Raw genomic sequence first — 23,900 nt, 5'->3', positions numbered from 1 at the left:
CGCCCCCCGCGCTACCCTATCGCGGGAATAAACGCAAAATGGGGCGCTATTTATCTGCTTAGCCTGCGCGCGCTGCGGGTACACTTACGCGTATCCCGATGAAGCTTGAGAAGATGACGATGAAAGGTAAAATGCTGCTGCTTATCGGCCTGCTGTGCAGTCTGAACGCGCGCGCCGACGATCTGGCGACGCAAATCGAAAGCTTCATCCAAGGCAAGTTCAGCGGCGAACCGGTGCAGGTAAAAGTGCGGGTGCGCACGCCGCCGAACCAATGGCCCGCTTGCGAACTGCCGCAGCTGTCGCTGCCGCCCAACGCGCGGATCGGCGGCAACGTCAGCATTTCGGCGCGCTGTGGCCAAGAGCGGCGTTTTATCCAGACGCAGGTGCAGGTGTTCGGCCGCTATCTCGTTTCGGCGCGCGGCATCACCGCCGGCAGCCGGTTGACGGCGGCGGACCTGACGTTGAAAGAAGGTCGGCTCGATACCCTGCCGCCGCGCGCGCTGACCGAAGCGGGCAAAGCATTAGGCGCCGTCAGCCTGCGCAACATCAGCCCCGGCCAGCCGCTGACCCTCGCCATGCTGCGCCGGGCCTGGATTATCAAGGCCGGGCAACCGGTGCAGGTCAATGCACAGGGCGAAGGTTTCAGCATTAGCGGCGCGGGCAAGGCGATGAACAACGCCGCCGCCGAAGACAGCGTGCGCGTGCGCATGGCGTCCGGGCAAATCGTCAGCGGCGTGGTCGGGGACGACGGCGCGATTCGCATTACGTTATAAAAAAGTAAAGGTTCCGCAAACCTTGCCGATAAGACAAATCAAGCAGCATTTTATTGGCCATCAGGGCCGCAACACTTTCATTGCAGCGTCGTCGCCCGAGAGCGGTCACGGCGTAAACGGAGATGGACCATGAGTATCGATCGCACCCAGCGGTTACAGCCGGTTTCCACTGTGCAACCGCGTGAAACCCCGGCCGACAACCCGCTCCAGCCGCGTAAGGCCGCCGTGGCTGAAACCGCCGTCAGCGGCACGCAGGTCAAACTGAGCGAGGCGCAGGCGCGCCTGATGCAGCCGGGCACCCAGGATATCGATATGGGCCGGGTCGAGGCCATCAAGCAGGCGATCCGCAACGGTGAACTGAAGATGGACGCCGGCAAAATCGCCGACGCACTGCTGCAAGACGCGCAGAGCGATGTTCAATGGATCGCCAGACGCGACTGACAACGCGGCGGCGGGTAGCGGTAAAGGATAAGTCATCACTATGGAAAAGCTGGCACAACTGCTGGACAAACTGTTGGAAACGCTGCAGGCGCTCAATGGCGTGCTGGAAGAAGAGCACGATCTGTTATGCTCCGGCCAGCTGCCGGGCGTGGCCTTGCAGCGCGTAACCGATGCCAAAAGCCAACTGCTGGCAACGGTCGCCTACCTCGAGCAACAGCGCCTGGGGCAGGAAAAAACCTGCGGGCAACGCGCGCCCTATGCCAGCCACGCCCCCCTGGCCGACCGTTGGCAGCGCGTTCAATTGCTGAGCCAAACGCTGCGCGAAAAGAACCAGCACAACGGCCTGCTGCTCAATCAGCAGATCGACCATAACGCTCAGGCGCTGGCGATCCTCAGCAAAAACAACAAATCGCTGTATGGCCCGGACGGCCAGTCGCACGCCGGCAGCCTGCTCGGCAGAAAAATCGGCGTCTGACCTGACTCATTTCGCCCGGTGAGCCTATCACCGGGCATGCGTTAACCGACTTTTGCGCATCCCGTCGCATTTTCTGCCTACACCCTTTGAATTCACTTAAGACTTTGCGCCTGGCTGCGCATGGCGTGAATTTGGCTGTTTCTTTCCCTTTGGCCGCTTGTCACCCTGTGGTTATTTTTAAACCACTTGAAATATACCCTTTACGGGTATAGATTCGCAGGGAGAGCGAATGGCCGACATTTATCTCACCAAAACCTTTCAGGGTTTTGCCGCACGCGAGCGCATCAGTGATGCCACGATAGTGAAAGCGGCGCGAGAGATGCAACATCAGCTGTACGACGCCAATCTTGGCGGTTGCGTATACAAAAAGCGCATCGCTCGGATGGGGAGTGGAAAACGGCGCGGGTATCGGGTATTAATCGCAACGGCAGATGAAGGCAGGATCTTTTTCATGTATGGCTTTGCCAAAAACGAAAGAGACAACATCAATCAGGATGAGTTAATTTCCTGGCGGCATTTGGCGGCGCTGTATCTGGATTATTCACCATTCAGACTGTATCAGCTGGTCAACTGCGGGGAATTAATAAGGTTACAACTATGAGCAAGATGCTGAAATCGATCCACCAGGAAGTTCAGGGCCTGCACCGCGCCGGTTTCGTCGACGACGTGACCATGCGCACCTTCGACATGCTGTGTCTGCGGCCGGTGAAACAGTTCGGGCCGGCCGAGATCCGCGCGCTGCGCGAACGGGAAAACGTCAGTCAGCCGGTGTTTGCGCTGTATCTCAACGTCAGCAAAAAGGCGGTGCAGAAATGGGAGCGCGGCGAAGCGCAACCGAACTCCGCCGCGATGAAACTGCTGACGCTGGTGGAACGCAACGGCCTGCAAATTCTGGCCTGATCTTACTGATAATTGACGATCACCTGATTGCCAATCACTCGCAGCGGCGGATTCAGCCCGCCTTGCGACTGCACGTAATAGACAAAGCGCAATTCCGCATTGGCCGGCTCGCCCTGCAGACCGATGCTGCTGCCGCTGCCGCCGCCGAGCGGAATGCAGCGGTTTACCGTGCAAAGCTGGGCCTGCAGCCCCACGGGCTCTGGCCCCAGCAAACGGTAGCGCCAGCTGACGCTGGTGATGCGCGCATTGGCATCCGGCAGCGCGTTCGGCGGCCGCAAACCGGCGGATTCATCGCGCATCCCGCCCTGTTCCAGCGTGACCCCCGCCCCTTCAGCCACCCAGGAGCCGGACACCGCGCCGGCGGCTAGCGGCGCCAGCAAACACAACAAGGACAGACAGCGTTTCATCAGGCGGCTCCAATGGTCGAGGTCATGCGAATCTGGCGATCGTCGTTGATCTCCAGGTTGGACAGCACCACGAGCTGCGGCAGGCTGCGACGCAGGAAGCGCGCCAGTAAAGGACGCAGCGCATGGTTAACCAACAGTACCGGCGGCGCGCTGAGCATCTCTTGCCGTTGCAGCGCCTGACGCGCCTGCTCCAGCAGACGGTCAGCCAGCCCCGGCTCCAGACCGCCGCCACCCTGCAACGCCTGCAGCAACAGGCGCTCCAGCTGGGTATCCAAGCCGATAACCTGAATCTCGCCGTTGCCCGGGAACCACTGCTGCGTGATCGCCCGGCCCAGCGCCACCCGCACCACGGTGGTCAATTCGTAAGGATCGCTCTGCGCCGGGGCATGTTCCGCCAGCGTTTCGACGATGGTGCGCATATCGCGGATGGACACGCGCTCGGCCAGCAGATTTTGCAGCACCTTGTGCAGCGTGGTCAGTGACACCACGCCCGGCACGAAGTCTTCGGTCAGCTTCGGCATCTCCTGCGACACGCGATCCAACAGCTGTTGGGTCTCCTGGCGGCCGAACAGCTCGCTGGCGAACTGGCCAATCAGATGATTGAGGTGCGTCGCCACCACGGTGCTGGCTTCCACCACGGTAAAGCCCTGGATTTGCGCCTGTTCGCGCAAGGCGCTGTCTATCCACACCGCTTCCAGCCCGAAGGCGGGATCGACGGTTTTGTCTCCCGCCAGCTCGCCCACGGCATTGCCGGGGTTGATCGCCAGCCAGCGGCCCGGCTGCGCTTCACCGCTGCCGATCTCGACGCCTTTCATCAGGATGCGATAGCTGGCTGGCGGCAGTTCCAGGTTGTCGCGAATGTGCACCACCGGCGGCAGATACCCCATGTCCTGCGCGAATTTCTTGCGGATCCCGCGGATACGCCCAAGCAGCTCGCCGTTCTGTTGAAAGTCGACCATCGGAATCAACCGGTAGCCCACTTCCATCCCCAGCGGATCTTCCAACTGCACGTCGGCCCAGCTGGCCTCGGCGGCCTGCGGATTCTCCGGCATCACCGGATCTTCCACCGTTTTCGGCGCCTGTTGTTCACGGCCGCGCAGCCACCAGGCGAGGCCCAGCAGAGCCGCGGTAAACAGCAGGAACACCAGGTTCGGCATGCCCGGCACCAGGCCCAGCAGGCCCAGCACCCCGGCGCTCAGCAGCATCACGCGCGGATTGTTGAACAGCTGGCCCACCATCTGCTCGCCGACATCCTGATCGGTCGCGACGCGGGTGACGATGACACCGGCGGCGGTGGAGATCACCAATGCCGGGATCTGGGCCACCAGGCCGTCACCGATGGTCAGCAGCGTATAGCTTTCCGCCGCCGCCCCCAGTTCCATGCCGTGTTGCACCACGCCGACCAACAGGCCGCCGACCACGTTCAGCACCATGATCATCAGGCCGGCGATGGCGTCGCCGCGCACGAATTTACTGGCGCCGTCCATCGAGCCGTAAAAATCGGCCTCCTGGGTCACTTCGGCGCGGCGTTTCTTCGCTTCGTCTTCGCCAATCAATCCGGCGTTCAAATCGGCGTCGATCGCCATCTGTTTACCCGGCATGCCATCCAGCACGAAGCGCGCGCCCACTTCGGCGATACGCCCTGCACCTTTGGTAATTACCATAAAGTTGATCAGTACCAGGATGATGAACACCACGATACCGATGGCGAAGTTGCCGCCCACCAGGAAGTGGCCGAAGGCTTCCACCACGCGCCCGGCGGCGGCGGAACCGGTGTGGCCTTCCAGCAAGATGATGCGCGTCGAGGCGACGTTGAGCGACAAACGCAGCAACGTGGAGAACAGCAGGATGGTCGGGAAAGCGGCGAACTCGAGCGTACGCTGGGTGAACATCGCCACCAGCAGCACCATGATCGACAGCGCGATGTTGAAGGTAAACAGCAGGTCGAGGATAAACGCCGGCAGCGGCAACACCATCATCGACAAAATCAGCAGGATCAGCACCGGGCCGGCCAGCACCTGCCACTGCGTATCTTTAAAATTGCCCGGCAAACGAAGCAGGGAGGCCAAATTAGCCATCAGAGTCACTCTCTCTCGCAAAATCCAGTGCTTCCGGCACCGGTAAACGTTCAGGTTTTTTCGGGATCAGGCCGCCCTCGCGCCGCCAGCGGCGCAGTTGGTACACCCAGGCCAGCACTTCGGCGACCGCGGCATACAGGGTGGCCGGAATATGTTGTCCAATCTCGCTGTGTCGATACAGCGCACGCGCCAGCGGCGGCGCTTCCAGCATCGGGATGCGGTGCTCCGCACCGAGTTCGCGAATGCGCAAGGCGATTTCGCCCGCCCCCTTGGCCAGCACTTTCGGCGCACTCATTTTTTTGTCGTTGTACTGCAACGCGACGGCGTAGTGCGTCGGGTTGGTGACGATCACGTCCGCCTTGGGCACATCGGCCATCATGCGGCGCCGGGCGATCGCCCGCTGCTGCTGGCGAATACGTCCCTTAACGTGCGGGTCCCCTTCCTGGTCTTTGAATTCGTCGCGAATATCCTGCTTGGTCATCTTCAGCTTTTTGAAGTGGCTCCACAGCTGGTAGAACACGTCGAACGCCACCATCGGCGTCAATCCCAGCACCACCAGAAAACCGCAGAACAGAATCATCTGCAGCGCATTGCCCAGCGCATCGAGCGGCTGCTGGGTCATCAGATGCAGCATCGCCGCCCAGTTGTGCCACAGATAAAGACCGGTGACCCAACCGACCAACGTCGCTTTCAGGATCCCTTTCAGCAGCTCGGCCAACACCTGGCTGGAAAAGATGCGTTTCAACCCGGACAGGGGGTTTAGCCGCTTCATATCGAACTTGATCGACTTGCCGCTGAACAAGATGCCCCCCAACAGCATTGGCGCGGCGAGCGCTACCAGCACCAGCCCCGCCATGATCGGCAGCAGCGCCAGCACCGCCTGACGCAGCAACATGCCCAGTTGGCGAAGCATCTGTTTGTCGTTACTGACCATGCCGTGGTCAAAGTTCAGCCCTTGCGTGAGCATCGCCGCCAGCTGTTGCGCCATGTTGCTGCCGGACATCAGGATAATCGCAAGGCCCGAGAGCAACATCAGCACCGAGGTCAGCTCGCGGGAGCGCGGGATCTGGCCGTCTTCACGCGCCTTCTCCAGCCTGTGGGGCGTGGGGGCCTCGCTTTTTTCCAGATCGCTGTCTTCAGCCACGAAACGCCGTTCCTGTGTCGGGAGGGTCAAGAATGGCGGTCAGCATGCCAAAAAATTGGCGATGTCATTGGCGGAACAACGGGGAAAAAGGCGGGTTATTTAGGGGATGAGACGAAAACTGCGTGGCTTGTTGTCGGGGCGCGCCGTCGCGCCCCCCGAAAGGCTTCAGAAACCGAGGCTGTCGAGCAGATCGTCGACCTGCGCCTGGTTGGCGATCACGCCGACGCCGTTCTGGTCGAGCTGCGGGCCGTTCAGCAGGCTGTCGTTCGGCCGTTTTTCCTTCACCGGCTGCTCCGGCATGTTTTCCATCAGCACCATCAGCAGTTGCTTTTCGATCTCCTGCACCACGTCCATCATGCGCTTGATCACCTGACCGGTCAGATCCTGGAAGTCCTGCGCCATCATGATTTCCAGCAGCTGAGCGTTGGTGAAGGCCGTATGGCCCGGCACCTGATCCAGATACTGACGCGTGTCGTTGACCAGAGAACGCGCGTCGTCCAGTTCGATGGGATTGGCGAACCACTCGTCCCAGCGCCCTTTCAACGCGTTGGCGCCGGACTCCAGCTCCGCCTGGCGCGGTTGCGCCGCCTCCACGCAGTTCAACGCCCGTTCCGCCGCCTGCGCCGTCATGGTTACGACATAGTCAAGACGGTCGCGCGCATCCGGGATCGCCTCTGCCGCCTGGGCAATCGCCTGATCGAGCCCCAGTTCACGCATGCTGTCGCGCAGCATTCGGGTCAGTTGGCCGATGCGGGAGATGATCTCTCCCGCGGTCGCTGCATCGCTGGCAGGCATTGGAATGTCTCTCATCGCCCTCTCCTTACATGCCCAATTTTTCAAAAATCTTGTTGAGCTTTTCTTCCAGCGTCGCCGCCGTAAAAGGTTTCACTACATAACCGCTGGCGCCGGCCTGCGCCGCCGCGATGATATTTTCTTTCTTGGCTTCCGCCGTCACCATCAGTACCGGCATCGCGGCCAGCGCGCTATCGGCGCGGATGGTCTGCAACAGTTCGAGCCCGTCCATGTTCGGCATGTTCCAGTCGGACACCACGAAGTCGAAACCGCCGGCGCGCAGCTTGTTCAGCGCATCCGCGCCGTCTTCAGCTTCTTCGACGTTGTTGAAGCCCAGCTCTTTCAGCAAATTTCTGACGATGCGGCGCATGGTGGAGAAGTCGTCCACAACCAGAAATCTGAGGTTCTTATCTGCCATTGTTACTCCTGAAATAGTTAACCGTTTAATGATGCAAAACCGCAGGCCGCCGCGCGGCGACCGTAGGTCATATCGCCGCCGGGCAAACCCTGCGGACTGAAATCAAATGCGCAATGCCTGGCCGCCGGAAATCTGCGCCAGCATGCGCTGGCTCATCCTGTCCAACTCGACCACTTCGCTGACGCCGCCGCTGGCGATCGCCTCGCGCGGCATGCCGAACACCACACAGCTCGCCTCGTTCTGCGCCAGGGTATAGGCCCCGGCGCGGTGCATCTCCAGCATCCCCGCCGCCCCGTCGTTCCCCATGCCGGTGAGGATCCCCCCCACCGCATTGCGGCCGGCATATTGCGCTACCGAGCGGAACAGCACATCGACCGACGGACGATGGCGGTTGACCGCCGGGCCGTCATGCAGCTTCACCTGATAGTTGGCGCCGCTGCGCGCCAGCTCCAGGTGGCGATCCCCCGGGGCGATATAGGCGTGACCCGGCAGCACGCGCTCGCCGTCCTCCGCTTCTTTCACCGTGATCTGGCACAGCTTGTTCAGCCGTTCGGCGAACGAACGGGTGAACCCCGGCGGCATGTGCTGGGTGATCAGCAGCGCCGGACTGGTGGCCGGCAGCGGCTGCAGCACCTGGCGGATCGCTTCGGTGCCGCCGGTGGAAGCGCCGATGGCGATCAGTTTTTCACTGCTCAGCAGCGGCGCATGGCTGAGGATCGCCGGCGCCGGGCTGCTGGATCGCTGCGGCAGGCGCGCTCTGGCGGCGGTGCGGATCTTCTCGGCGATCAGTTCGCTGTAGGCCAACATGCCCTCGCGAATGCCGAGCTGCGGTTTGGTGACGAAATCCACCGCGCCCAGCTCCAGCGCACGCAGCGTGATCTCCGAGCCTTTACCGGTCAGCGAAGAAACCATCACTACCGGCATCGGCCGCAGGCGCATCAGCTTCTCGAGGAAATCCAGCCCGTCCATGCGTGGCATCTCGACGTCCAGCGTCAGCACCTGAGGATTAAATTTTTTGATCAGATCGCGCGCCACCAGCGGATCCGGCGCGGTCGCCACCATTTCCATGTCGGGATGGCCGTTCACGATTTCCGTCATCAGCTGACGCATCAGTGCCGAATCGTCTACGCATAACACTCTGATTTTACTCATTACCTCTCCTTGGTCAGCCCATACACGGTCTGCCCACGCAAGTAGAAATCCCGGCTGATCTGGCTGAAGTTCTCGGAGTGGCCGGCGAACATCAGCCCCCCCGGCTTAAGCAAGGGAACGAAGCGGCGCAGGATGCGCTCCTGCGTCGCCTTATCGAAATAGATCATGACGTTGCGGCAAAAAATGGCGTCAAATTGCCCCGGCAGCGCCCATTCCGGCGCCAGCAGGTTCAACGGCTGGAAGTTCACCCGCGCCGCCAGTTCCGGCCGCACGCGCACCAGCCCCTGATGCGGCCCGGTGCCGCGCAGAAAATAGCGCTGCATTTGGGTCGGCGTCAGGGTGCGCAGATCTTCCTGGCGGTAAACGCCCGCTTCCGCTTTTTCCAACACCTGCGTGTCGATGTCGCTGGCCCAGACCTGGCAACTGCCGGCCCGCTGCCCCAGGGCATCGCTCAGCGTGATGGCGATCGAATACGGCTCTTCGCCGGTCGAGGCCGCAGTGCTCCAGACGCTGTAGCCGTTCGGCCGCGAGCGCGCATGCTCCGCCAGGATCGGGAAGTGATGCGCCTCGCGGAAAAATGCCGTCAGGTTGGTGGTCAATGCGTTGATGAACGCCTGCCACTCCGCGCTGTTCGGATCGCTTTCCAGCAGCGCCAGATAGTCGCCGAAATCGTGCAATCCCAGCAGCCGCAACCGGCGCACCAGGCGGTTGTAAACCATCTCGCGCTTATGCTCCGCCAGCACGATGCCGGCGCGTTGATAAATCAACTGGCTGATACGGCGAAAATGCACGTCCGACAGCGGCAGGCGCTGCACCATTTGCGTCAACATCGACGCAGTATCCCGGTTAGAAGTAGATGGCGCCTGTTTCATGCCGCCTCACCGGAGAAAAACGTGCTGTTTATGCGGTTTAACAATCTTGGGCTTCCTTTACCACGGGTGAAACTGCGTTGTTGCTGTTACCTGGCGCGACGACGTTATCGTCCGCCAGACGGAATACCGCGACCGCGTCGGCCAGGGTAATAGCCTGCTCTTCCAGCGCGGTGGCGGCAGAAGCGGACTCTTCCACCAGCGCGGCGTTCTGCTGGGTAACCTGGTCCATCTGGGTCACCGCCTGCGTCACCTGTTCGATGCCGCGGCTTTGTTCATCCGAAGCCGACGCGATCTCGCCCATGATGTCGGTCACGCGAGTTACCGAGCGCACAATGTCCTGCATGGTGGCGCCGGAGTTTTCCACCAGCACCGAGCCGTGTTTGACGCGGCTGACCGATTCGTCGATCAGCACCTTGATCTCTTTCGCCGCCTGCGCGCTGCGGCTCGCCAGGTTGCGCACTTCACCGGCGACCACCGCGAAACCCCGCCCCTGTTCGCCGGCGCGCGCCGCTTCCACCGCGGCGTTCAGCGCCAGGATGTTGGTCTGGAAGGCGATGCCGTCGATCACGCTGGTGATGGCGCCGATTTTCTGCGAACTGTTGGCGATATCGTGCATGGTGGTGACCACGTCACCGGCCAGTTCGCCGCCCTTGGCCGCGGTGGCCGAGGCGTCACGCGCCAGCTGAGACGCCTGCCGCGCATTGTCGGCGTTCTGTTTCACCGTCGCGGTCAGCTGTTCCATGCTGGCGGCGGTTTCTTCCAGCGACGCGGCCTGCTGCTCGGTGCGGGAAGAGAGATCGTTGTTGCCTTCGGCGATCTCCTGCAGACCGATCAGAATCGACTCTGCCCCGTCGCGCACCGCGCCGACGGTGCCGATCAGCGACTGCTGCGTGCGTTGCAGGCTGGCGAACAGCAGGCTGATTTCATTGCGGCCGTACACCTGAATCGGCGTCGCCAGATCGCCGGCGGCGATGCGTTCAAAGTGGCTGCGGATTTGGTTCAGCGGCTGTATCAGCATGGTGCGCAACCACCACATGGCGCTGCCGGTCACCACGATCAGCATCAATACCGCCCCCGCCAGCATCAGGCCCGCCAGCGTGAAGGAGAACTGATTAGCGTCTCTGGCCTCGCTGATGTCACCGTTCACCAACTGCAGGTACTGCACGAAGTCGGCCTCGAACAGGTCCTGGGTTTTCTGCGTCGGCTGATCCATAAACGCCTGCAGCTCGCCCTTTTCCAGGAAACCGATCAGCTCGCGCAGCGCGCCGCGCAGCCGCTCGTAGCTGGCCTTGGTGGTGGCCGTCTGCTGGTTCTGCTGTTCACTGCTGCGTTCAACCGCCATAAACTGATTGAAATAGAGATCGGCCTTCTGCAGCGAACTGCGGGCGTTGCTCATCAGCTCGTTCACCTGCTCCTGCGGCAGTTTCAGCGCCGCGCGGGTGCCGGCGCGGTTCAGCGTATTGCGCGCCTGCAACAGCGACACCCAGCTCAGGCTAAGCGAATCGCGCTGCTGGCTGCCGAGGGTGATGATGTCGAGGTTGTGGTTATCGGAGCGAAACGCGGAATACGACAGGCCGCTGCTGGCCAACTGCAGAACGCAGAAGGTCATCAACAACAGGAATAAGCTGGTAGAGATACGGATTCGGTTAAACACTTGAACCTCCTTGCAGCCGGCCGGCGACCGGCCTACGTAGGGAAAAGGGCCTCTGCGAGAGAGGCCCGATACCGGTCAGAACGTTTCCCAGTTATCCTGCAGATCGCTGGCGTTCATTTTCTTATGATTGATTACCGGTGTTACCGTCGCCTTGCTGGTGACAGGCGCTTTAAATTCTTCCTGGCCTTCCTGCCTCAGACGGAATACCGCTACCGACTGGGTCAGCATGCTGGCCTGTTCTTCCAGCGCCGCCGCCGCCGAGGCGGATTCTTCCACCAACGAGGCGTTCTGCTGGGTGACGCGGTCCATTTCCGCCACCGCCTGGCCAACCTGATCGATGCCGCGGCTCTGCTCGTCCGACGCCGAGGCGATTTCGCCCATGATGTCGGTCACGCGGGTGACGGCGTTGACGATGTCGCCCATGGTTTCGCCGGCGCTCTCGACCAGCACGGAACCCATATCGACGCGGCTGACCGAATCTTCGATCAGACCTTTGATCTCTTTCGCCGCCTGTGCGCTGCGCTGCGCCAGGTTACGCACTTCACCGGCCACCACCGCGAAGCCACGGCCCTGTTCGCCGGCGCGCGCCGCTTCCACCGCGGCGTTCAACGCCAGGATGTTGGTCTGGAAGGCGATGCCGTCGATCACGCCGGTGATATCGGCGATTTTCTGCGAGCTGCCAGCGATGTCGTGCATGGTCTGCACCACGTTGGCCACGACCTTGCCGCCTTTCTGCGCGGTTTCGGAGGCGCTCAGCGCCAGCTGTGAAGCCTGACGCGCGTTTTCGGCGTTCTGTTTCACCGTCGCGGTCAGCTGTTCCATGCTGGCGGCGGTCTCTTCCAGCGACGCGGCCTGCTGCTCGGTGCGGGAGGAGAGATCGTTGTTGCCCGCGGCAATTTCGGACGCGCCGCTGTAGATGGCGTCCGCGCCCTGACGTACGCCGCTGACGGTTTCGATCAGCTCGCTTTGCATGTGTTTCAGGCTGGCCGCCAGCACGCCCATTTCGTTGCGGCTGGTGACGACGATCTGCTGAGTCAGGTCGCCGGCGGCGATCTGTTTGATGTGCTCGATCATGCGGTTCAGCGGGCGCACCAGGATATGATGGATACCGGTCCAGACCAGTACGATCACCGCCAGCACCACCACCAGAACCACGATAAGCGTCCAAATGGCCGAGTTGTAGGAACTGTTGCTGCCGTCGACCGCGATTTGATACAGCTTGCCGTTTTGCTCCAAATAAACGTTGTAGCTCTGCTCAAAGTTGTCCTGGTAGCTCTGCGTAGGCTGATCGAAGAAGGCGTTAATCTTGCCTTCGCCCAGCAGTTGGATCAGTTCGGAGAGCGCGCCGTACAGAATGTCGTACTGTTGCTTAACGCGCTCTGCCGACTGGGGATCCTGACGCGGATCCTGAGGGATTTTTTCGTAAGCGGCATAGTGTCTTTCCGCCTCGGCCAGCTCTTCTTTCGCTTTGCCCAGCAGTTCATCAATGGTGGCGCCGCTGCCGATCTTGTTGGTATCCATCATGTAGCGAATACCGGCACGGTTCAGGGAGTTGCGCGCCTGCAGCAGGTCAACGCGGCTTTCGCTCAGCTGCAGCTGCTGCTGGCGGATAGTTTGCAGGACGGTAAAGTTTTCCTTATCGCTTTTCAGCGAGGAGAAAAAGAGTCCGCCCGAAATCAACTGCAAGGCGCCAAACAGCACCAACACCAGCAACAGGCTGGTGACCACCTTCATACGATTTAACATGATTTCCCTTGTTGAAGCCCGCGCAGACAGGCTCTGATGACGTTGAATGTGAGAGTTATCGGCGCAGCGCGGCAAAACTTTATGCGGGAAAGTAACTATTTTTAGTGGGGGTTCCGGGCGCGGCGGACGGCATCGCGACAGGTCAGGGAACATGAAGGTTGAAGGGGGCAGCGCCCTGCCCCCTAGGGTCATGAATCAGACGCTTTTCGCCACGCTGTCGACCAGCGACATCTCTTCGCTGCTCAGCAGCTTTTCGATATCCACCAGGATCAGCATGCGCTCGCCCAGCGAACCGAGACCGGTGAGGTATTCGGTCGCCAGCGTCACCGCGAACTCCGGCGCCGGGCGGATCTGCTCGGCGGTCAGCGACAGCACGTCGGAAACGCCATCGACCACGATGCCCACCACGCGCTGGCCAAAGTTCAGCACGATCACCACGGTGTTCTCATCGTAAGACACGCTTTGCTGCGAGAATTTCACCCGCAGATCGATGATCGGGACGATCACGCCGCGCAGGTTAGTGACGCCCTTGATGAACGCCGGGGTGTTGGCGATGCGGGTCACCTGATCGTAGCCGCGAATTTCCTGCACCTTGAGGATGTCGATGCCGTACTCCTCGTTGCCCAGGGTAAAAATCAGAAACTCTTGCCCTACCGTTTCGCCAGCCAATTTGCTGACGGCTGCCAATCCTGCCATATCATTCACCTTTTAAATCAATAAACTCATTATTATGCGGCGGCGTCCGTCAGACGCTTTTCACGGTTCAAGGTTTGCAACGCCGAGACATCGACGATCAAGGCCACGCTGCCGTCGCCCAAAATGGTCGCGGCGGAAATGCCCGGCACTTTGCGGTAGTTGCTTTCCAGATTCTTCACCACCACCTGATGCTGGCCAATCAGCTGATCCACCAGCAACGCATAGCGGCGGCCGGCGCTTTGCAGGATCACCACAATGCCCTGGGTGGCGTCGGTTTTGGCGCCTTCCACTTCGAATACCCGATACAGTTCCACCAGCGGCAGGTATTCGCCGCGCACCTGCAGCACGCGTTCGCCGCCGGCCAGCGGGTGCAAGTCTTCCGCCTGCGGCTGCAGCGATTCCATCACCGCGTTCAGCGGCAGAATAAAGACTTCGTCGTTCACTTTGACAGACATGCCGTCGAGGATCGCCAGCGTCAACGGCAGCAGAATGCGGATGGTGGTGCCTTTACCGGCCTGCGAACGGATCTCGACGTGGCCGCCCATCTCCTGAATATTTCTTTTCACCACGTCCATGCCGACGCCGCGGCCGGAAACGTCGGTCACCTGCTCGGCGGTGGAGAAGCCCGGCGCGAAGATCAGCATGCCGACCTCTTCGTCGCTCATGCTGTCGCTCACCGCCAGCCCTTGCGAAGCGGCCTTGGCGAGAATTTTTTCGCGGTTCAGACCGGCGCCGTCGTCGATGACCTCAATACAGATGTTGCCGCCCTGGTGTTCGGCCGACAGCACCAGATTGCCCACCGCCGATTTACCGGCGGCGATGCGGGCGGCCGGCTCTTCGATACCGTGATCGAGGCTGTTGCGCACCAGGTGCGTCAACGGGTCGATAATCCGTTCGATCAGGCTCTTGTCCAGTTCGGTCGAGCTGCCCTGCAGCGTCAGCTCCACCTGTTTGTTCAGCTTGCCGGCCAGATCGCGCACCAGACGCGGGTAGCGGCTGAAGACGTATTCCATCGGCATCATGCGGATCGACATCACCGACTCCTGGAGATCGCGTGCGTTACGCTCCAGCTGGCTCATGCTGTTCAGCAGATCGCCGTGGTTCACCGGATCCAGCGTGCCGGAACGTTGCGCCAGCATCGACTGGGTGATCACCAGCTCGCCCACCAGGTTGATCAGTTGGTCCACCTTTTCCACCGCTACGCGAATGCTGGTGGATTCGCTCGCCTTGGCGCGCGCTTTCGGCGCTTCCGCCGGAGCGGCGGCCGGTTTGGCGGCAGGCGGCGCGGCGCTGGCGATCGGCGCTGGCGCCGGTTCCGGCGCAGCGACCGTCTCCGGCAAGTTCGCCTCCGCGACGGCCGGCGCGCTTTGCGTCGGCGTAGAGAAGCTGATTTGTTCCGGTTCCAGCACGAAGCACAGCACGGCGCTGATGTCGTCTTCGCTGGCGGAGGTGAGCAACGTCACGTCCAGGCTGTGTTCCGTCTGATGCGGGTCTTTAACTTCGCCGAGGTTGCCCAGCTCTTCCAACATCAAGGGGATTTCACTGGCTTTCAGCCCGTTCAGGCTGATGCGCATGCCGCCTTCGTTCGCCGCCGGCGCGGCCGATGGCTGAGCGACCGGCTGCTGAACGGCGGGTTGAGCCGCAGGCGCCTCCTGCTGCTGTTGCGCTTCCAACGCCAGCTGACGCAGCGCCTGGCAAATGTATTCAAAGCTTTCAGCGTCAGGCTGTTGCGAGGTTTTATAGGCGTCCAGTTGCTCCTGCATAATGTCTTTGGTTTCCAGAAACAGGTTGATAATCTCGGTGCTCAGGCTCATTTCCTGGCGTCTTGCACCGTCCAGCAGGTTCTCCAGCAGGTGGGTGGTTTCCTGCAGCACCGAAAAACCAAAGGTCGCCGCGCCGCCCTTGATCGAATGCGCCGCGCGGAAGATGGCGTTCAACGGCTCGATATCGGGGGCCAGCGGATCCAGCTCCAGCAGGTGTTGCTCCATGTCGGCCAGCAACTCGTCCGCCTCATCAAAGAAGGTCTGATAAAAATCGCTAATGTCCATGCTCACGGGGTCACCTCTGGCTGTGAGTCGCGGTTAGTCGGTGCGGGTGCGGCCGCCGGTGGTTCCGACGCCTGGTCGGCCGGGGCTATCGCCGGGGACGCCTGCGGTGGAGCGTTCGGCGTTGGCGCCGCGGGTTCCGGGGCTGTCGTCGAGGATTCCGGCGTTTGGCTGGCCGGCGCGGTCGCCGACGGCGCCAGCTGCTTCAGGCTGTCCGGCTGGGCAATATCCAGCGCGTTGCTTTCGGCATTTTCGTGCTCGATGCCCTCTTGCGTTTGCTTGTTCAACACCAGTACGGTGATGCGGCGGTTAATCGCATCATCGGCGCCATGCTGTTTCAGGCTCATGGTGGCCGCCATGCCTACCACCCGCAGCACTTTGCCTTCCGCCAGGCCGCCGGCGATCAGCTCGCGTCGCGACGCGTTGGCGCGATCGGCCGACAGTTCCCAGTTGCTGTAGCCGCGTTCGCCGGTGGCGTAAGGGATGTCATCGGTGTGGCCGGACAGGCTGATTTTGTTCGGCAAGTCGTTAAGGATCGGCGCTATCGCGCGCAGAATATCGCGCATGTAGCTCTCGACCTGCGCGCTGCCGGTTTTGAACATCGGCCGGTTCTGGCTATCGATAATCTGGATGCGCAGCCCTTCGTCCATCATGTTGATCAACAGATGTGGACGCAGCGCCTTCAGGCGCGGATCGGACTCAATCAACTCATCCAGCTTTTCGCGCAGCTTGTTCAGGCGCAGCTCTTCGGCGCGCGAGTCCGGCGAATCGACCTGTTTTTTCACCAGGCCATGCTGTTGCGTTGGATCGTCGCCGCCGCCAGGAATGGGGCTGCTTTCGGAACTGCTCTTGTCGCCGCTGGTCAGGGCCACCTTGAGCGGCGTGCGGAAGTATTCGGCGATTTGCGTCAGCTCCTGCGGGCTGGCGATCGCCAGCAGCCACATCACCAGGAAGAACGCCATCATCGCCGTCATAAAGTCGGCATAAGCGATCTTCCAGGAGCCGCCGTGATGGGCGGCATGATGCGACTTGCGCTTTCTGACCAAAACGACCGGATGATTCTGTTTCATGCTTCTTCTTCTTCCGTCGCCTGCTGCGCCGGCGCTTTCACGCGGCGCACGTGTTCTTCCAGCTCAACGAAAGAAGGACGTTCGGTGGTATACAGCGTTTTACGGCCGAACTCGACCGCGATCTGCGGCGCGTAACCGTTCAGGCTCGACAACAGCGTGACTTTGATGCACTGCATCATCTTGACGTTTTCGGCGCTCTTCTGACGCAGCAACGTCGCCAGCGGCGAGATGAAGCCGTAGGCCAGCAAAATGCCGAGGAAAGTACCGACCATGGCGTTAGCGATCAGCGCGCCCAGTTCAGCGGCCGGACGGTCAGCCGAAGCCAGGGCGTGCACCACCCCCATCACCGCCGCGACGATGCCGAACGCCGGCAAGGAGTCGCCCACCATCGCCAGACTGCCGGCGGGCACTTCGCTTTCCTGCTCGTAGGTTTCGATCTCTTCGTCCATCAGCGCTTCGATCTCGAACGCATTCATATTGCCGCTCACCATCAGCCGTAAATAGTCGGTAATGAACTCCACCAGGGTGTTATCGGCAAGGATGCGCGGATAATTAGAGAAAATTTCACTTTCTTGCGGATTATCGATATCGAACTCGAGCGACAGCATGCCCTGCTGACGCGATTTGGCCAGCAGACGGAACAGCAACGCCATCAGATCCATATACAGATCTTTGTTGTATTTGGAACGGCGCATCAGGCGCGGCAGGGCGCGCAGCGTCGCTTTGATCGCCTTGCCGTTGTTGCCGACAATGAAAGCGCCGACCCCCGCCCCGCCGATAATCAGAAACTCCGCCGGCTGATATAACGCACCGAGATGACCGCCCACGATCAGGTAGCCGCCAAACACCGCACCCAATACCACGAGATAACCCAAAATAACTAGCACACGCATTCCTTAAATTAACAATGTGGATGGAAGGTGGGGCAAACGCGCCCTGGCGCGACAGACCAGGCTGCATGTCTGGGGGCGGCATGCCGCCCCTGCGTATCACACGTCGGTATTCATTGCCGAGAGCCGGCAACGTGGCGGCTCAAATGGCGCGTTTGACCTGCTCGTCCAGCAGTTGAGGAATAATATCGGCCAGTTGCGGCGAAAGTTTACGTCTTTTTACGGCGCGGGATGGGGGTTGGCATAAACTGCAGATGAAACCGTTCAGCGGCTGGTGCGCGTGGGTGATAAATGCGCCGCCGCAGCAGCTGCAGGCGGAGAGCTGCAACATGCCGCTGTCGACGAAGCGCACCAGCGTCCAGGCGCGGGTCAACGCCAGCAACGGCGCCTCGCCGGCCTGCTGCGGGCACTGCTCCAGGTAGAGGCGATAGGCTTTGATCACCGCTTCCACCCCGCTGCACTGTCCGCTTTTCATCAGAAACAGGTAGGCGTTATAAAACATCGAGGAATGAATATTCTGTTCCCAGGTCATAAACCAGTCGGTTGAGAACGGCAACATTCCTTTTGGCGGCGGGCTGCCGCGCAACTCCTTGTAAAGTTTAATCAAGCGCCCGCGGCTGAGCTGGGTTTCACTCTCCAGCATCTGCAAACGGGCCCCCAGCGAAATCAGCTCCATGGCGAGCTGAATGTCCTTGGCTTCTTGAACAATGCTTTTCTCAACCATCATCAGGCTCTTTTCTTCGTCGGGCTAGCGTCTTTACTCGATAGCTCTTGCAGTAAATGGCTTGATAGCAAAATGCCGGTATGGATTTGTTGCAGATCGTCGACGCGCGACTCTTTGGTCAGGCGTTCGATGGTCTGGTGATCGTTAAAGCGGAAGTGGCAAACCAGCTGGTTGGTCTCGGCCAGTTTGACCATTTGCGGCAAAGTCAGCTGCGCCAACGCATCGGCCATGGTCTCATCAATACCAAGGCGGAACATCGCGGACGCTTTTTCATCGTTGATCAAACGCTGTGCTAAAAGTAAATATGACAAATTGATGTCATAAATATGCTTAAGTAATTCAGACGTACCCATATTCCCCATCCCGACAGACTATGTTTAAAAACATACGCTGGGTGATAAATTTTATCGCCCGTGACCTGGGTTGTTTCCCAAAGTTGGCAAATTAATCTCTCAAAAACGACTGCTATAATTTTCGCCAATCGCTAAATTCGACCACTGTTCAGTATTTGCTACGAGCGTAAACCAACGTGTATGGATGTACAGCATTCTGCTTCGATAGTGTTTAGTCACCATGAAACTATTTTTACAAATTTAATAAGATTATTCCTAAAGCAGCGCAACTCTACCCCCGAACCATTAGCACACACAATGTAAGTGAGAGGCAATTTTAAATACAATGTGACATAGATCACAAAAATAAAAAATAATTAAGCCAAATACCCCTAAATTCGCACATTTTATGACCCGCATTTTGCTCATAAAATCGCCTTAGGTAAAAAAACGTCTTAAAAACAATGTTTATCAGCCAAAAAATTATCTTTTTTAGATCAATTCGAACAAAACCATCACCAAACCAAAATAACAGAACAAAAATCTGCATATAGGCAACAATCTTAGTATAAATAACCATTTGAGCCGCTAAAAAATATCCGAGGTGAAAAATAACCAATGTAAACTATAAGGTTATTAGCTATCGGATTTGACTTAAACCCTCCGCAGAGGGTTGTTCTAATTTTCAACATCAGGTGATTATGGCTTATCAATGATTCGCTGGCGTAGTGAACAAGCCAATAGACGTAACGATATGTTTCCGTATTAGCGCGGCGCAAGAATGGTTTTTTAACGTTAAACTACCCCAAAACGACATATCGGCAGCACATCCTAAAGCTTTAGCGTTTTTTTATTTCTTTTTTGCCGGCGCATTAATTACCACGCCGTTCCAGACGTTATTAAAATTCCCGCGCCCCATCGGTTCATTGCAATAAAATAAAACGCAGTTTTGTTTTACTTGCCATAATCGCGCAGGCCAAACAGGCGTAGTTTCAATGCCGACAGCGGCAACATACATCGCCTCGTGCTGCGACCGCCCCCCGGACAGGTGAAAAAAACACCGCCAAAGGAGAGCGAGCGCGGCTTCGCGCGCTTGCACGCAGCGGAAACGTCGACGCTTAAGCTTCTCGTTCGTGACGCATCGCCCTGAGACTTTCCCTATTTCTTCATTTATCAGCAGGATGAGATTGCTGATGCCGCACTTGCATATTATGATTTATCCCAGCGCCGCCACGGGCGGCGTCACATTATTACCCAGTGCAATTTATTCACTTGAAATGATTTTTGTCAGGTCGTACATCGCTGCCTCGACGGCGTCGCCGTGAGCCGCTATGTGTTATTCACCCGGCTTTAACTATTAACAGGCTATATTTTAATCATGACCGATACGCTCGAATATCTGCTGACATTCCGTAAATGCTCCTCTTTGGACAGCCTGGAGAAGGTGTACGACAAACTGAACTATTCCATTGAAAACGATACAGAAATGAGCAATATGTACCGTGCTGCCGACCACCGTCGCGCCGAGCTGGTTGCCGGTAAATTGTTCGATCTGGGCAAGGTGCCGAAAACGCTGTGGGCGCAGGTGCTTTAATTCAGTGAAATTACGTGCGGCAACGGTTTTATCTTTTATTGCTATATAACCGGAGCAAACTCAGCTTTTATTGCCGCGCGTGATGCGAAACACATTTATTCCCCCCGCCAGGTTCTACCCTTTATCCGAGCGCAGCATTTCATCCAAGGCCCCGACGCGGCAGCCTGAAACACGACGGATGCAACAAGGAGTGGAATATGGGGTATCAAAACGTTCTGGTTACCGTCGCCGTCGCGCCTGACAGCCATCGCCTGGTGGAAAAGGCCGTCTCTATCGTCCGCCCCTACGGCGGCAACATCACCCTGTTAAGCACCCTCGCCAATCCGGAAATGTACAATAATTTCGCCGGGCCGATGCTGGCCGATTTGCGCACGCTGATGGAAGAGGAAACCCGGCTGTTTATGGAGGAACTGCGCCAACGCGCCGGCTACCCGATCGCCGATACCCTTATCGTGCATGGCGAGCTTGGCGACAGCCTGGAATTTGCCAGCCGCCGTCAGCCGTTCGACCTGCTGCTCTGCGGCAATCACCGCGACAGCATGATGAACAAAGTCTCCTGTTCCGCAGCCCGCTTCATCAACATCAGCCATATCGACGTGCTGATCGTTCCGCTCTGAGGCTAAGCACATTCGGTAACGTTGCCTTGGCGCCCCTGGACTAGGCTTAACGAACCTTGTTTGTCGCAACACAAAGGAGCTTTCGATGTCCCCTTCTCAACAGAACCGCCGCTTTCTGCTGGCCTCGCGTCCGCACGGCGAACCGACGGCGGCGAATTTCCGCCTCGACACGGTCGCCGTGCCACAACCCGAGGCCGGCCAGCTGCTGCTGCGTACCGTATATCTGTCGTTGGATCCTTATATGCGCGGACGCATGAGCGATGCCCCCTCCTACGCGCCGCCGGTGGAAATCGGTCAGGTCATGGTGGGCGGAACGGTCTCTCGCGTGGCGGCCTCACAGCATCCCGATTTCAACGTCGGCGATTGGGTATTGGGCTATGACGGTTGGCAGGATTACGCGCTGTCCGACGGCAGCGGCCTGCGCAATCTCGGCCCACACTTGCCGCACCCTTCCCGCCTGCTCGGCGTGCTGGGCATGCCCGGTTTTACCGCTTACATGGGGTTGCTCGATATCGGCCAACCGCAGGCGGGTGAAACGCTGGTGGTCGCCGCCGCCAGCGGCGCGGTCGGTTCAGTGGTCGGCCAAATCGGCAAACTGAAAGGCTGCCGCGTCGTCGGCGTTGCCGGCGGTGCGGACAAATGCCGCTATGTGGTGGAAGAGTTGGGTTTCGACGCCTGTATCGATCACCGCGCCCCCGACTTTGCCGAACAGCTGGCCGCCGCCTGTCCGCAGGGCATCGACATCTATTATGAGAACGTCGGCGGCGCCGTATTCGACGCCGTGTTGCCGCTGTTGAACGCCAAAGCGCGCATTCCGGTCTGCGGCATCATCGCCCATTACAATGCCACCGGGTTACCCGCCGGGCCGGACCGCTTACCGCTGCTGGAAGGGCTGATCTTGCGTAAACGTATCCGCATGCAGGGCTTTATCATCTTCGACGATTACGGTTCACGCTTTGATGAATTCCTGCAACAGATGAGCAGTTGGGTCGAGCAAGGAAAGATCAAGTTCCGCGAGGACATCGTCGATGGGCTGGAGCAGGCGCCGCAGGCCTTTATCGGCCTGCTGCAGGGCAAAAACTTCGGCAAACTGGTGATCCGCGTCGCTGACGAATAACGCGCATCAGGGCGTGGCGCGCCACGCCCTGCTTGTCAATGCACGGCACCGTCGCCGAATTGCACATCTTCCTCTACCGTGAGCGTCACCTGCACGAGAGTGCGCACCGCTTCCACCATCGTCGCCAGCGCCATACTCGGCTTGCCCGGATGCACCGCCGCCAGTTCATGGCTGTACGGAATGTGCACGAATCCGCCCCTGGCCCGCGAATGCTGAGTCTCCAGATAGTGACGCAGACCATAAAAAATATGGTTGCAGTTATAGGTGCCCGCCGTGTAAGAAACGCCCGCCGGGATCCCCTGCCGGCGCAGTTGCTGCACCGCGGCCTTGACGGGCAGCGTACTGAAATAACCCACCGGCCCGCCGGCAACCACCGGCACGTCAATCGGCTGTTTACCGGCATTGTCGGGAATGCGGGCATCGATCAAATTGATGGCTACCCGTTCCAGGGATATTTCGGCCCGACCGCCGGCCAGCCCCAGACAGATCACCGCCAGCGGCTGCAATGCCTCAATCGCCGCGATCAGCTGCTGGTTGGCCACGCCCAATACGCACGGCAACTCGAGCACCGCGATCTCCGCGCCGGCGATACGCTCTCCGGCCAATGCCTGCGCGACCTGCCAGGAAGGGTTCACCGCGTCACCGTCGAACGGCTCAATGCCGGTGATTAACACTTTGTTCATCATTTCCCCTGATTGAAGGCTAAATTCGTGTGCTACCAGCCTAGGGAACGCTGTAAGATTCTGGAAATGGATTATCTGTATATAGAGTATTCATAAAATGAATTTAGCCAACGTCGATCTCAATTTACTGGTGGTGTTTGAAGCGCTGTATCAGACTCGTAACGTCACCGCCGCAGGCCGGCGTCTTAACCGCGCGCAACCTTCCGTCAGCAATGCATTGGCGCGACTGCGCATTCTGCTCAACGATCCGCTGTTTGTCCGCAGCGGCGGCGGCATGGCGCCCACGCCGCGCGCCCACCAGCTTATGCCGCAGATACAGCGGGTACTTGAGCAAATCCATCTGGCGTTGGCCCCACCGGCCCGTTTCGATCCGGCCACCGCCGGGCAGCGGCGTTTTACGCTGGCCGCCGGCGACTATGCCGATATCTTGCTGCTGCCCGCCATCATCAGCCGTTTGCGTCAGGTGGCCCCCGGCATCGATATTCGCGTTTCGCGTCTGGATCGCCGCAATATTTACCGTCAGTTGGATAGCGGGGAGGTGGATGTCGCGCTGGGAGGGCATCTTTCCGGGGCGGAAAGTCACTATGTGCGCACGTTGTTTGAAGAGCATCTGGTCTGTATCGCCAGCCGTTCACACCCGCAATTGGCGGATGGCCGCTGGGATCTGGCCCGCTACCTCAGCCTGCCGCACGGGCTGTACGCGCCGGCTGACGACGGCTCTGCCAGAGGCTTGGTCGACCGCCGTCTGGCGGAAATCGGCGGCCAGCGGCGCGTCGCCGTGACCTTTTCACACATTGTCGCCCTGCCGGCGGTGGTCGCCGACAGCGATCTGATCGCCACCCTGGCCGCCAGCGTGGCCCGGCGTTTTTCCGATCCGCAACGCGTACGCATTCTCCCGCTGCCTGAGGAGTTGGCCATCGCGCCTTTCCCCATTGAGCTGATCGCCGGCCGACAGGCGCAACGCGACCCGGCCTTAATCTGGCTCTGTGACCTGATAAGCCGACTTTCCCTCGATCCCCTTCCGCGCTAACCGCATCAATTGCTGCTTTATCAACCATTCAGACTCACCGTCGGAGGCCCGCACCGCGGGCTTTTCACGCCGGCCAAATAGGAATCATCCGAATTAACATTCGGTAAATTTATATATTTGATCATCTTTAACTAACGAATGGTAAGGATAAAAAATACTCAGTGACTTTTTTCACGGAAAAAAAGAGTTGTTTTATAAACACGTTGACTTAAGTGTTACAGATTTATTATTTGGTATTACCATTTTCCCA

Annotated in this window: 25 protein-coding genes; 9 read left to right on the top strand and 16 right to left on the bottom strand. The window is 59.3% G+C overall.

Features of this window, described 5'->3' with window-relative positions; all coding sequences use genetic code 11:
- Positions 1-119 precede the first annotated feature (119 nt).
- The 5 genes from flgA (at position 120) to ACJ8PE_RS03120 (ending at position 2,589) form a co-directional block, all read left to right on the top strand.
- Positions 120-773, top strand: coding sequence for a flagellar basal body P-ring formation chaperone FlgA (flgA, locus tag ACJ8PE_RS03140; RefSeq protein ID WP_033650864.1), 654 nt, complete (start codon positions 120-122; stop codon positions 771-773).
- A gap of 129 nt (positions 774-902) precedes the next feature.
- Positions 903-1,214 carry a flagellar biosynthesis anti-sigma factor FlgM gene (flgM, locus tag ACJ8PE_RS03135; protein WP_197793480.1) on the top strand — a complete coding sequence of 104 codons (312 nt, stop codon included), beginning with the start codon at positions 903-905 and terminating at the stop codon, positions 1,212-1,214.
- A gap of 40 nt (positions 1,215-1,254) precedes the next feature.
- Complete coding sequence (locus tag ACJ8PE_RS03130; RefSeq protein ID WP_033650863.1) at positions 1,255-1,689, top strand: flagella synthesis protein FlgN; 435 nt, start codon at positions 1,255-1,257, stop codon at positions 1,687-1,689.
- A gap of 229 nt (positions 1,690-1,918) precedes the next feature.
- Positions 1,919-2,290 (top strand): type II toxin-antitoxin system RelE/ParE family toxin, encoded by a 372-nt coding sequence (locus ACJ8PE_RS03125; RefSeq protein ID WP_197793479.1) that lies wholly within the window; start codon positions 1,919-1,921, stop codon positions 2,288-2,290.
- Positions 2,287-2,589, top strand: a complete 303-nt coding sequence (locus ACJ8PE_RS03120) for a helix-turn-helix domain-containing protein (RefSeq protein WP_033632742.1) — start codon at positions 2,287-2,289, stop codon at positions 2,587-2,589. Before ACJ8PE_RS03125 ends, ACJ8PE_RS03120 begins: the two co-directional genes overlap by 4 nt.
- Before the next feature lie 2 nt (positions 2,590-2,591).
- On the opposite strand, the gene ACJ8PE_RS03115 is transcribed toward ACJ8PE_RS03120, so the two are convergent.
- From ACJ8PE_RS03115 to flhD, 15 genes are all read right to left on the bottom strand, one after another.
- On the bottom strand, positions 2,592-2,996 hold the full coding sequence (locus tag ACJ8PE_RS03115) for a flagellar protein FlhE (protein ID WP_033643530.1): 405 nt from the start codon (positions 2,994-2,996) through the stop codon (positions 2,592-2,594).
- Positions 2,996-5,074 carry a flagellar biosynthesis protein FlhA gene (gene flhA / locus ACJ8PE_RS03110; RefSeq protein ID WP_033643531.1) on the bottom strand — a complete coding sequence of 693 codons (2,079 nt, stop codon included), beginning with the start codon at positions 5,072-5,074 and terminating at the stop codon, positions 2,996-2,998. Before flhA ends, ACJ8PE_RS03115 begins: the two co-directional genes overlap by 1 nt.
- The gene (gene flhB / locus ACJ8PE_RS03105; protein WP_033640021.1) at positions 5,067-6,218 is read right to left on the bottom strand and encodes a flagellar biosynthesis protein FlhB; all 1,152 of its coding nucleotides are present in this window, start codon (positions 6,216-6,218) and stop codon (positions 5,067-5,069) included. The genes flhA and flhB overlap by 8 nt, the downstream gene beginning before the upstream one ends.
- 165 nt (positions 6,219-6,383) lie before the next feature.
- Positions 6,384-7,028, bottom strand: coding sequence for a protein phosphatase CheZ (cheZ, locus tag ACJ8PE_RS03100; protein ID WP_004934858.1), 645 nt, complete (start codon positions 7,026-7,028; stop codon positions 6,384-6,386).
- Between the two features lie 10 nt (positions 7,029-7,038).
- Positions 7,039-7,428 carry a chemotaxis response regulator CheY gene (gene cheY / locus ACJ8PE_RS03095; protein WP_004934862.1) on the bottom strand — a complete coding sequence of 130 codons (390 nt, stop codon included), beginning with the start codon at positions 7,426-7,428 and terminating at the stop codon, positions 7,039-7,041.
- A 102-nt stretch (positions 7,429-7,530) separates the two neighbouring features.
- Complete coding sequence (locus ACJ8PE_RS03090) at positions 7,531-8,580, bottom strand: protein-glutamate methylesterase/protein-glutamine glutaminase (protein WP_442536711.1); 1,050 nt, start codon at positions 8,578-8,580, stop codon at positions 7,531-7,533.
- Complete coding sequence (cheR, locus tag ACJ8PE_RS03085; RefSeq protein WP_025159837.1) at positions 8,580-9,452, bottom strand: protein-glutamate O-methyltransferase CheR; 873 nt, start codon at positions 9,450-9,452, stop codon at positions 8,580-8,582. The genes ACJ8PE_RS03090 and cheR overlap by 1 nt, the downstream gene beginning before the upstream one ends.
- Before the next feature lie 37 nt (positions 9,453-9,489).
- The gene (locus tag ACJ8PE_RS03080; RefSeq protein WP_197761945.1) at positions 9,490-11,106 is read right to left on the bottom strand and encodes a methyl-accepting chemotaxis protein; all 1,617 of its coding nucleotides are present in this window, start codon (positions 11,104-11,106) and stop codon (positions 9,490-9,492) included.
- A 75-nt stretch (positions 11,107-11,181) separates the two neighbouring features.
- Positions 11,182-12,852, bottom strand: a complete 1,671-nt coding sequence (gene tsr / locus ACJ8PE_RS03075; RefSeq protein WP_197793628.1) for a methyl-accepting chemotaxis protein — start codon at positions 12,850-12,852, stop codon at positions 11,182-11,184.
- 195 nt (positions 12,853-13,047) lie between these two features.
- Positions 13,048-13,548 carry a chemotaxis protein CheW gene (gene cheW, locus ACJ8PE_RS03070; RefSeq protein WP_025303271.1) on the bottom strand — a complete coding sequence of 167 codons (501 nt, stop codon included), beginning with the start codon at positions 13,546-13,548 and terminating at the stop codon, positions 13,048-13,050.
- A 32-nt stretch (positions 13,549-13,580) separates the two neighbouring features.
- Entirely contained in the window at positions 13,581-15,602 is a 2,022-nt protein-coding gene (gene cheA, locus ACJ8PE_RS03065; protein WP_197793627.1) for a chemotaxis protein CheA, read from the bottom strand.
- Positions 15,599-16,663, bottom strand: a complete 1,065-nt coding sequence (gene motB, locus ACJ8PE_RS03060) for a flagellar motor protein MotB (RefSeq protein WP_164106754.1) — start codon at positions 16,661-16,663, stop codon at positions 15,599-15,601. The genes cheA and motB overlap by 4 nt, the downstream gene beginning before the upstream one ends.
- Complete coding sequence (gene motA, locus ACJ8PE_RS03055; protein ID WP_015378266.1) at positions 16,660-17,550, bottom strand: flagellar motor stator protein MotA; 891 nt, start codon at positions 17,548-17,550, stop codon at positions 16,660-16,662. Before motA ends, motB begins: the two co-directional genes overlap by 4 nt.
- Positions 17,551-17,695: 145 nt before the next feature.
- Entirely contained in the window at positions 17,696-18,280 is a 585-nt protein-coding gene (gene flhC, locus ACJ8PE_RS03050; protein WP_016927281.1) for a flagellar transcriptional regulator FlhC, read from the bottom strand.
- A complete protein-coding gene (flhD, locus tag ACJ8PE_RS03045; RefSeq protein WP_033643537.1) occupies positions 18,280-18,630 on the bottom strand; it encodes a flagellar transcriptional regulator FlhD in 351 nt (116 codons plus the stop codon). Before flhD ends, flhC begins: the two co-directional genes overlap by 1 nt.
- Positions 18,631-19,987: 1,357 nt before the next feature.
- On the opposite strand from flhD, the gene ydgT reads away from it, so the two are divergent.
- From ydgT to ACJ8PE_RS03030, 3 genes are all read left to right on the top strand, one after another.
- Positions 19,988-20,203 carry a transcription modulator YdgT gene (gene ydgT / locus ACJ8PE_RS03040; RefSeq protein WP_004934895.1) on the top strand — a complete coding sequence of 72 codons (216 nt, stop codon included), beginning with the start codon at positions 19,988-19,990 and terminating at the stop codon, positions 20,201-20,203.
- 197 nt (positions 20,204-20,400) lie between these two features.
- Entirely contained in the window at positions 20,401-20,820 is a 420-nt protein-coding gene (uspC, locus tag ACJ8PE_RS03035; RefSeq protein WP_033650858.1) for a universal stress protein UspC, read from the top strand.
- A gap of 85 nt (positions 20,821-20,905) precedes the next feature.
- Positions 20,906-21,937 carry an NADP-dependent oxidoreductase gene (locus ACJ8PE_RS03030; protein WP_033650857.1) on the top strand — a complete coding sequence of 344 codons (1,032 nt, stop codon included), beginning with the start codon at positions 20,906-20,908 and terminating at the stop codon, positions 21,935-21,937.
- Between the two features lie 35 nt (positions 21,938-21,972).
- Here ACJ8PE_RS03030 and pcp read toward each other — a convergent pair whose 3' ends face one another.
- Positions 21,973-22,620: a pyroglutamyl-peptidase I gene (gene pcp / locus ACJ8PE_RS03025; protein ID WP_069100035.1), complete on the bottom strand. Its 648-nt coding sequence runs from the start codon at positions 22,618-22,620 to the stop codon at positions 21,973-21,975.
- Between the two features lie 97 nt (positions 22,621-22,717).
- On the opposite strand from pcp, the gene ACJ8PE_RS03020 reads away from it, so the two are divergent.
- Positions 22,718-23,650, top strand: a complete 933-nt coding sequence (locus tag ACJ8PE_RS03020; RefSeq protein WP_197793626.1) for a LysR family transcriptional regulator — start codon at positions 22,718-22,720, stop codon at positions 23,648-23,650.
- The last annotated feature ends 250 nt before the right edge of the window (positions 23,651-23,900 follow it).

This window comes from Serratia sp. CY74737 (genome assembly GCF_052166775.1).
GTDB classification, from domain to species: Bacteria; Pseudomonadota; Gammaproteobacteria; order Enterobacterales; family Enterobacteriaceae; genus Serratia; species Serratia ureilytica.
The sequence above is the reverse complement of the archived record's forward strand: the minus strand, read 5'-3'. Positions and strand labels throughout refer to the sequence as shown.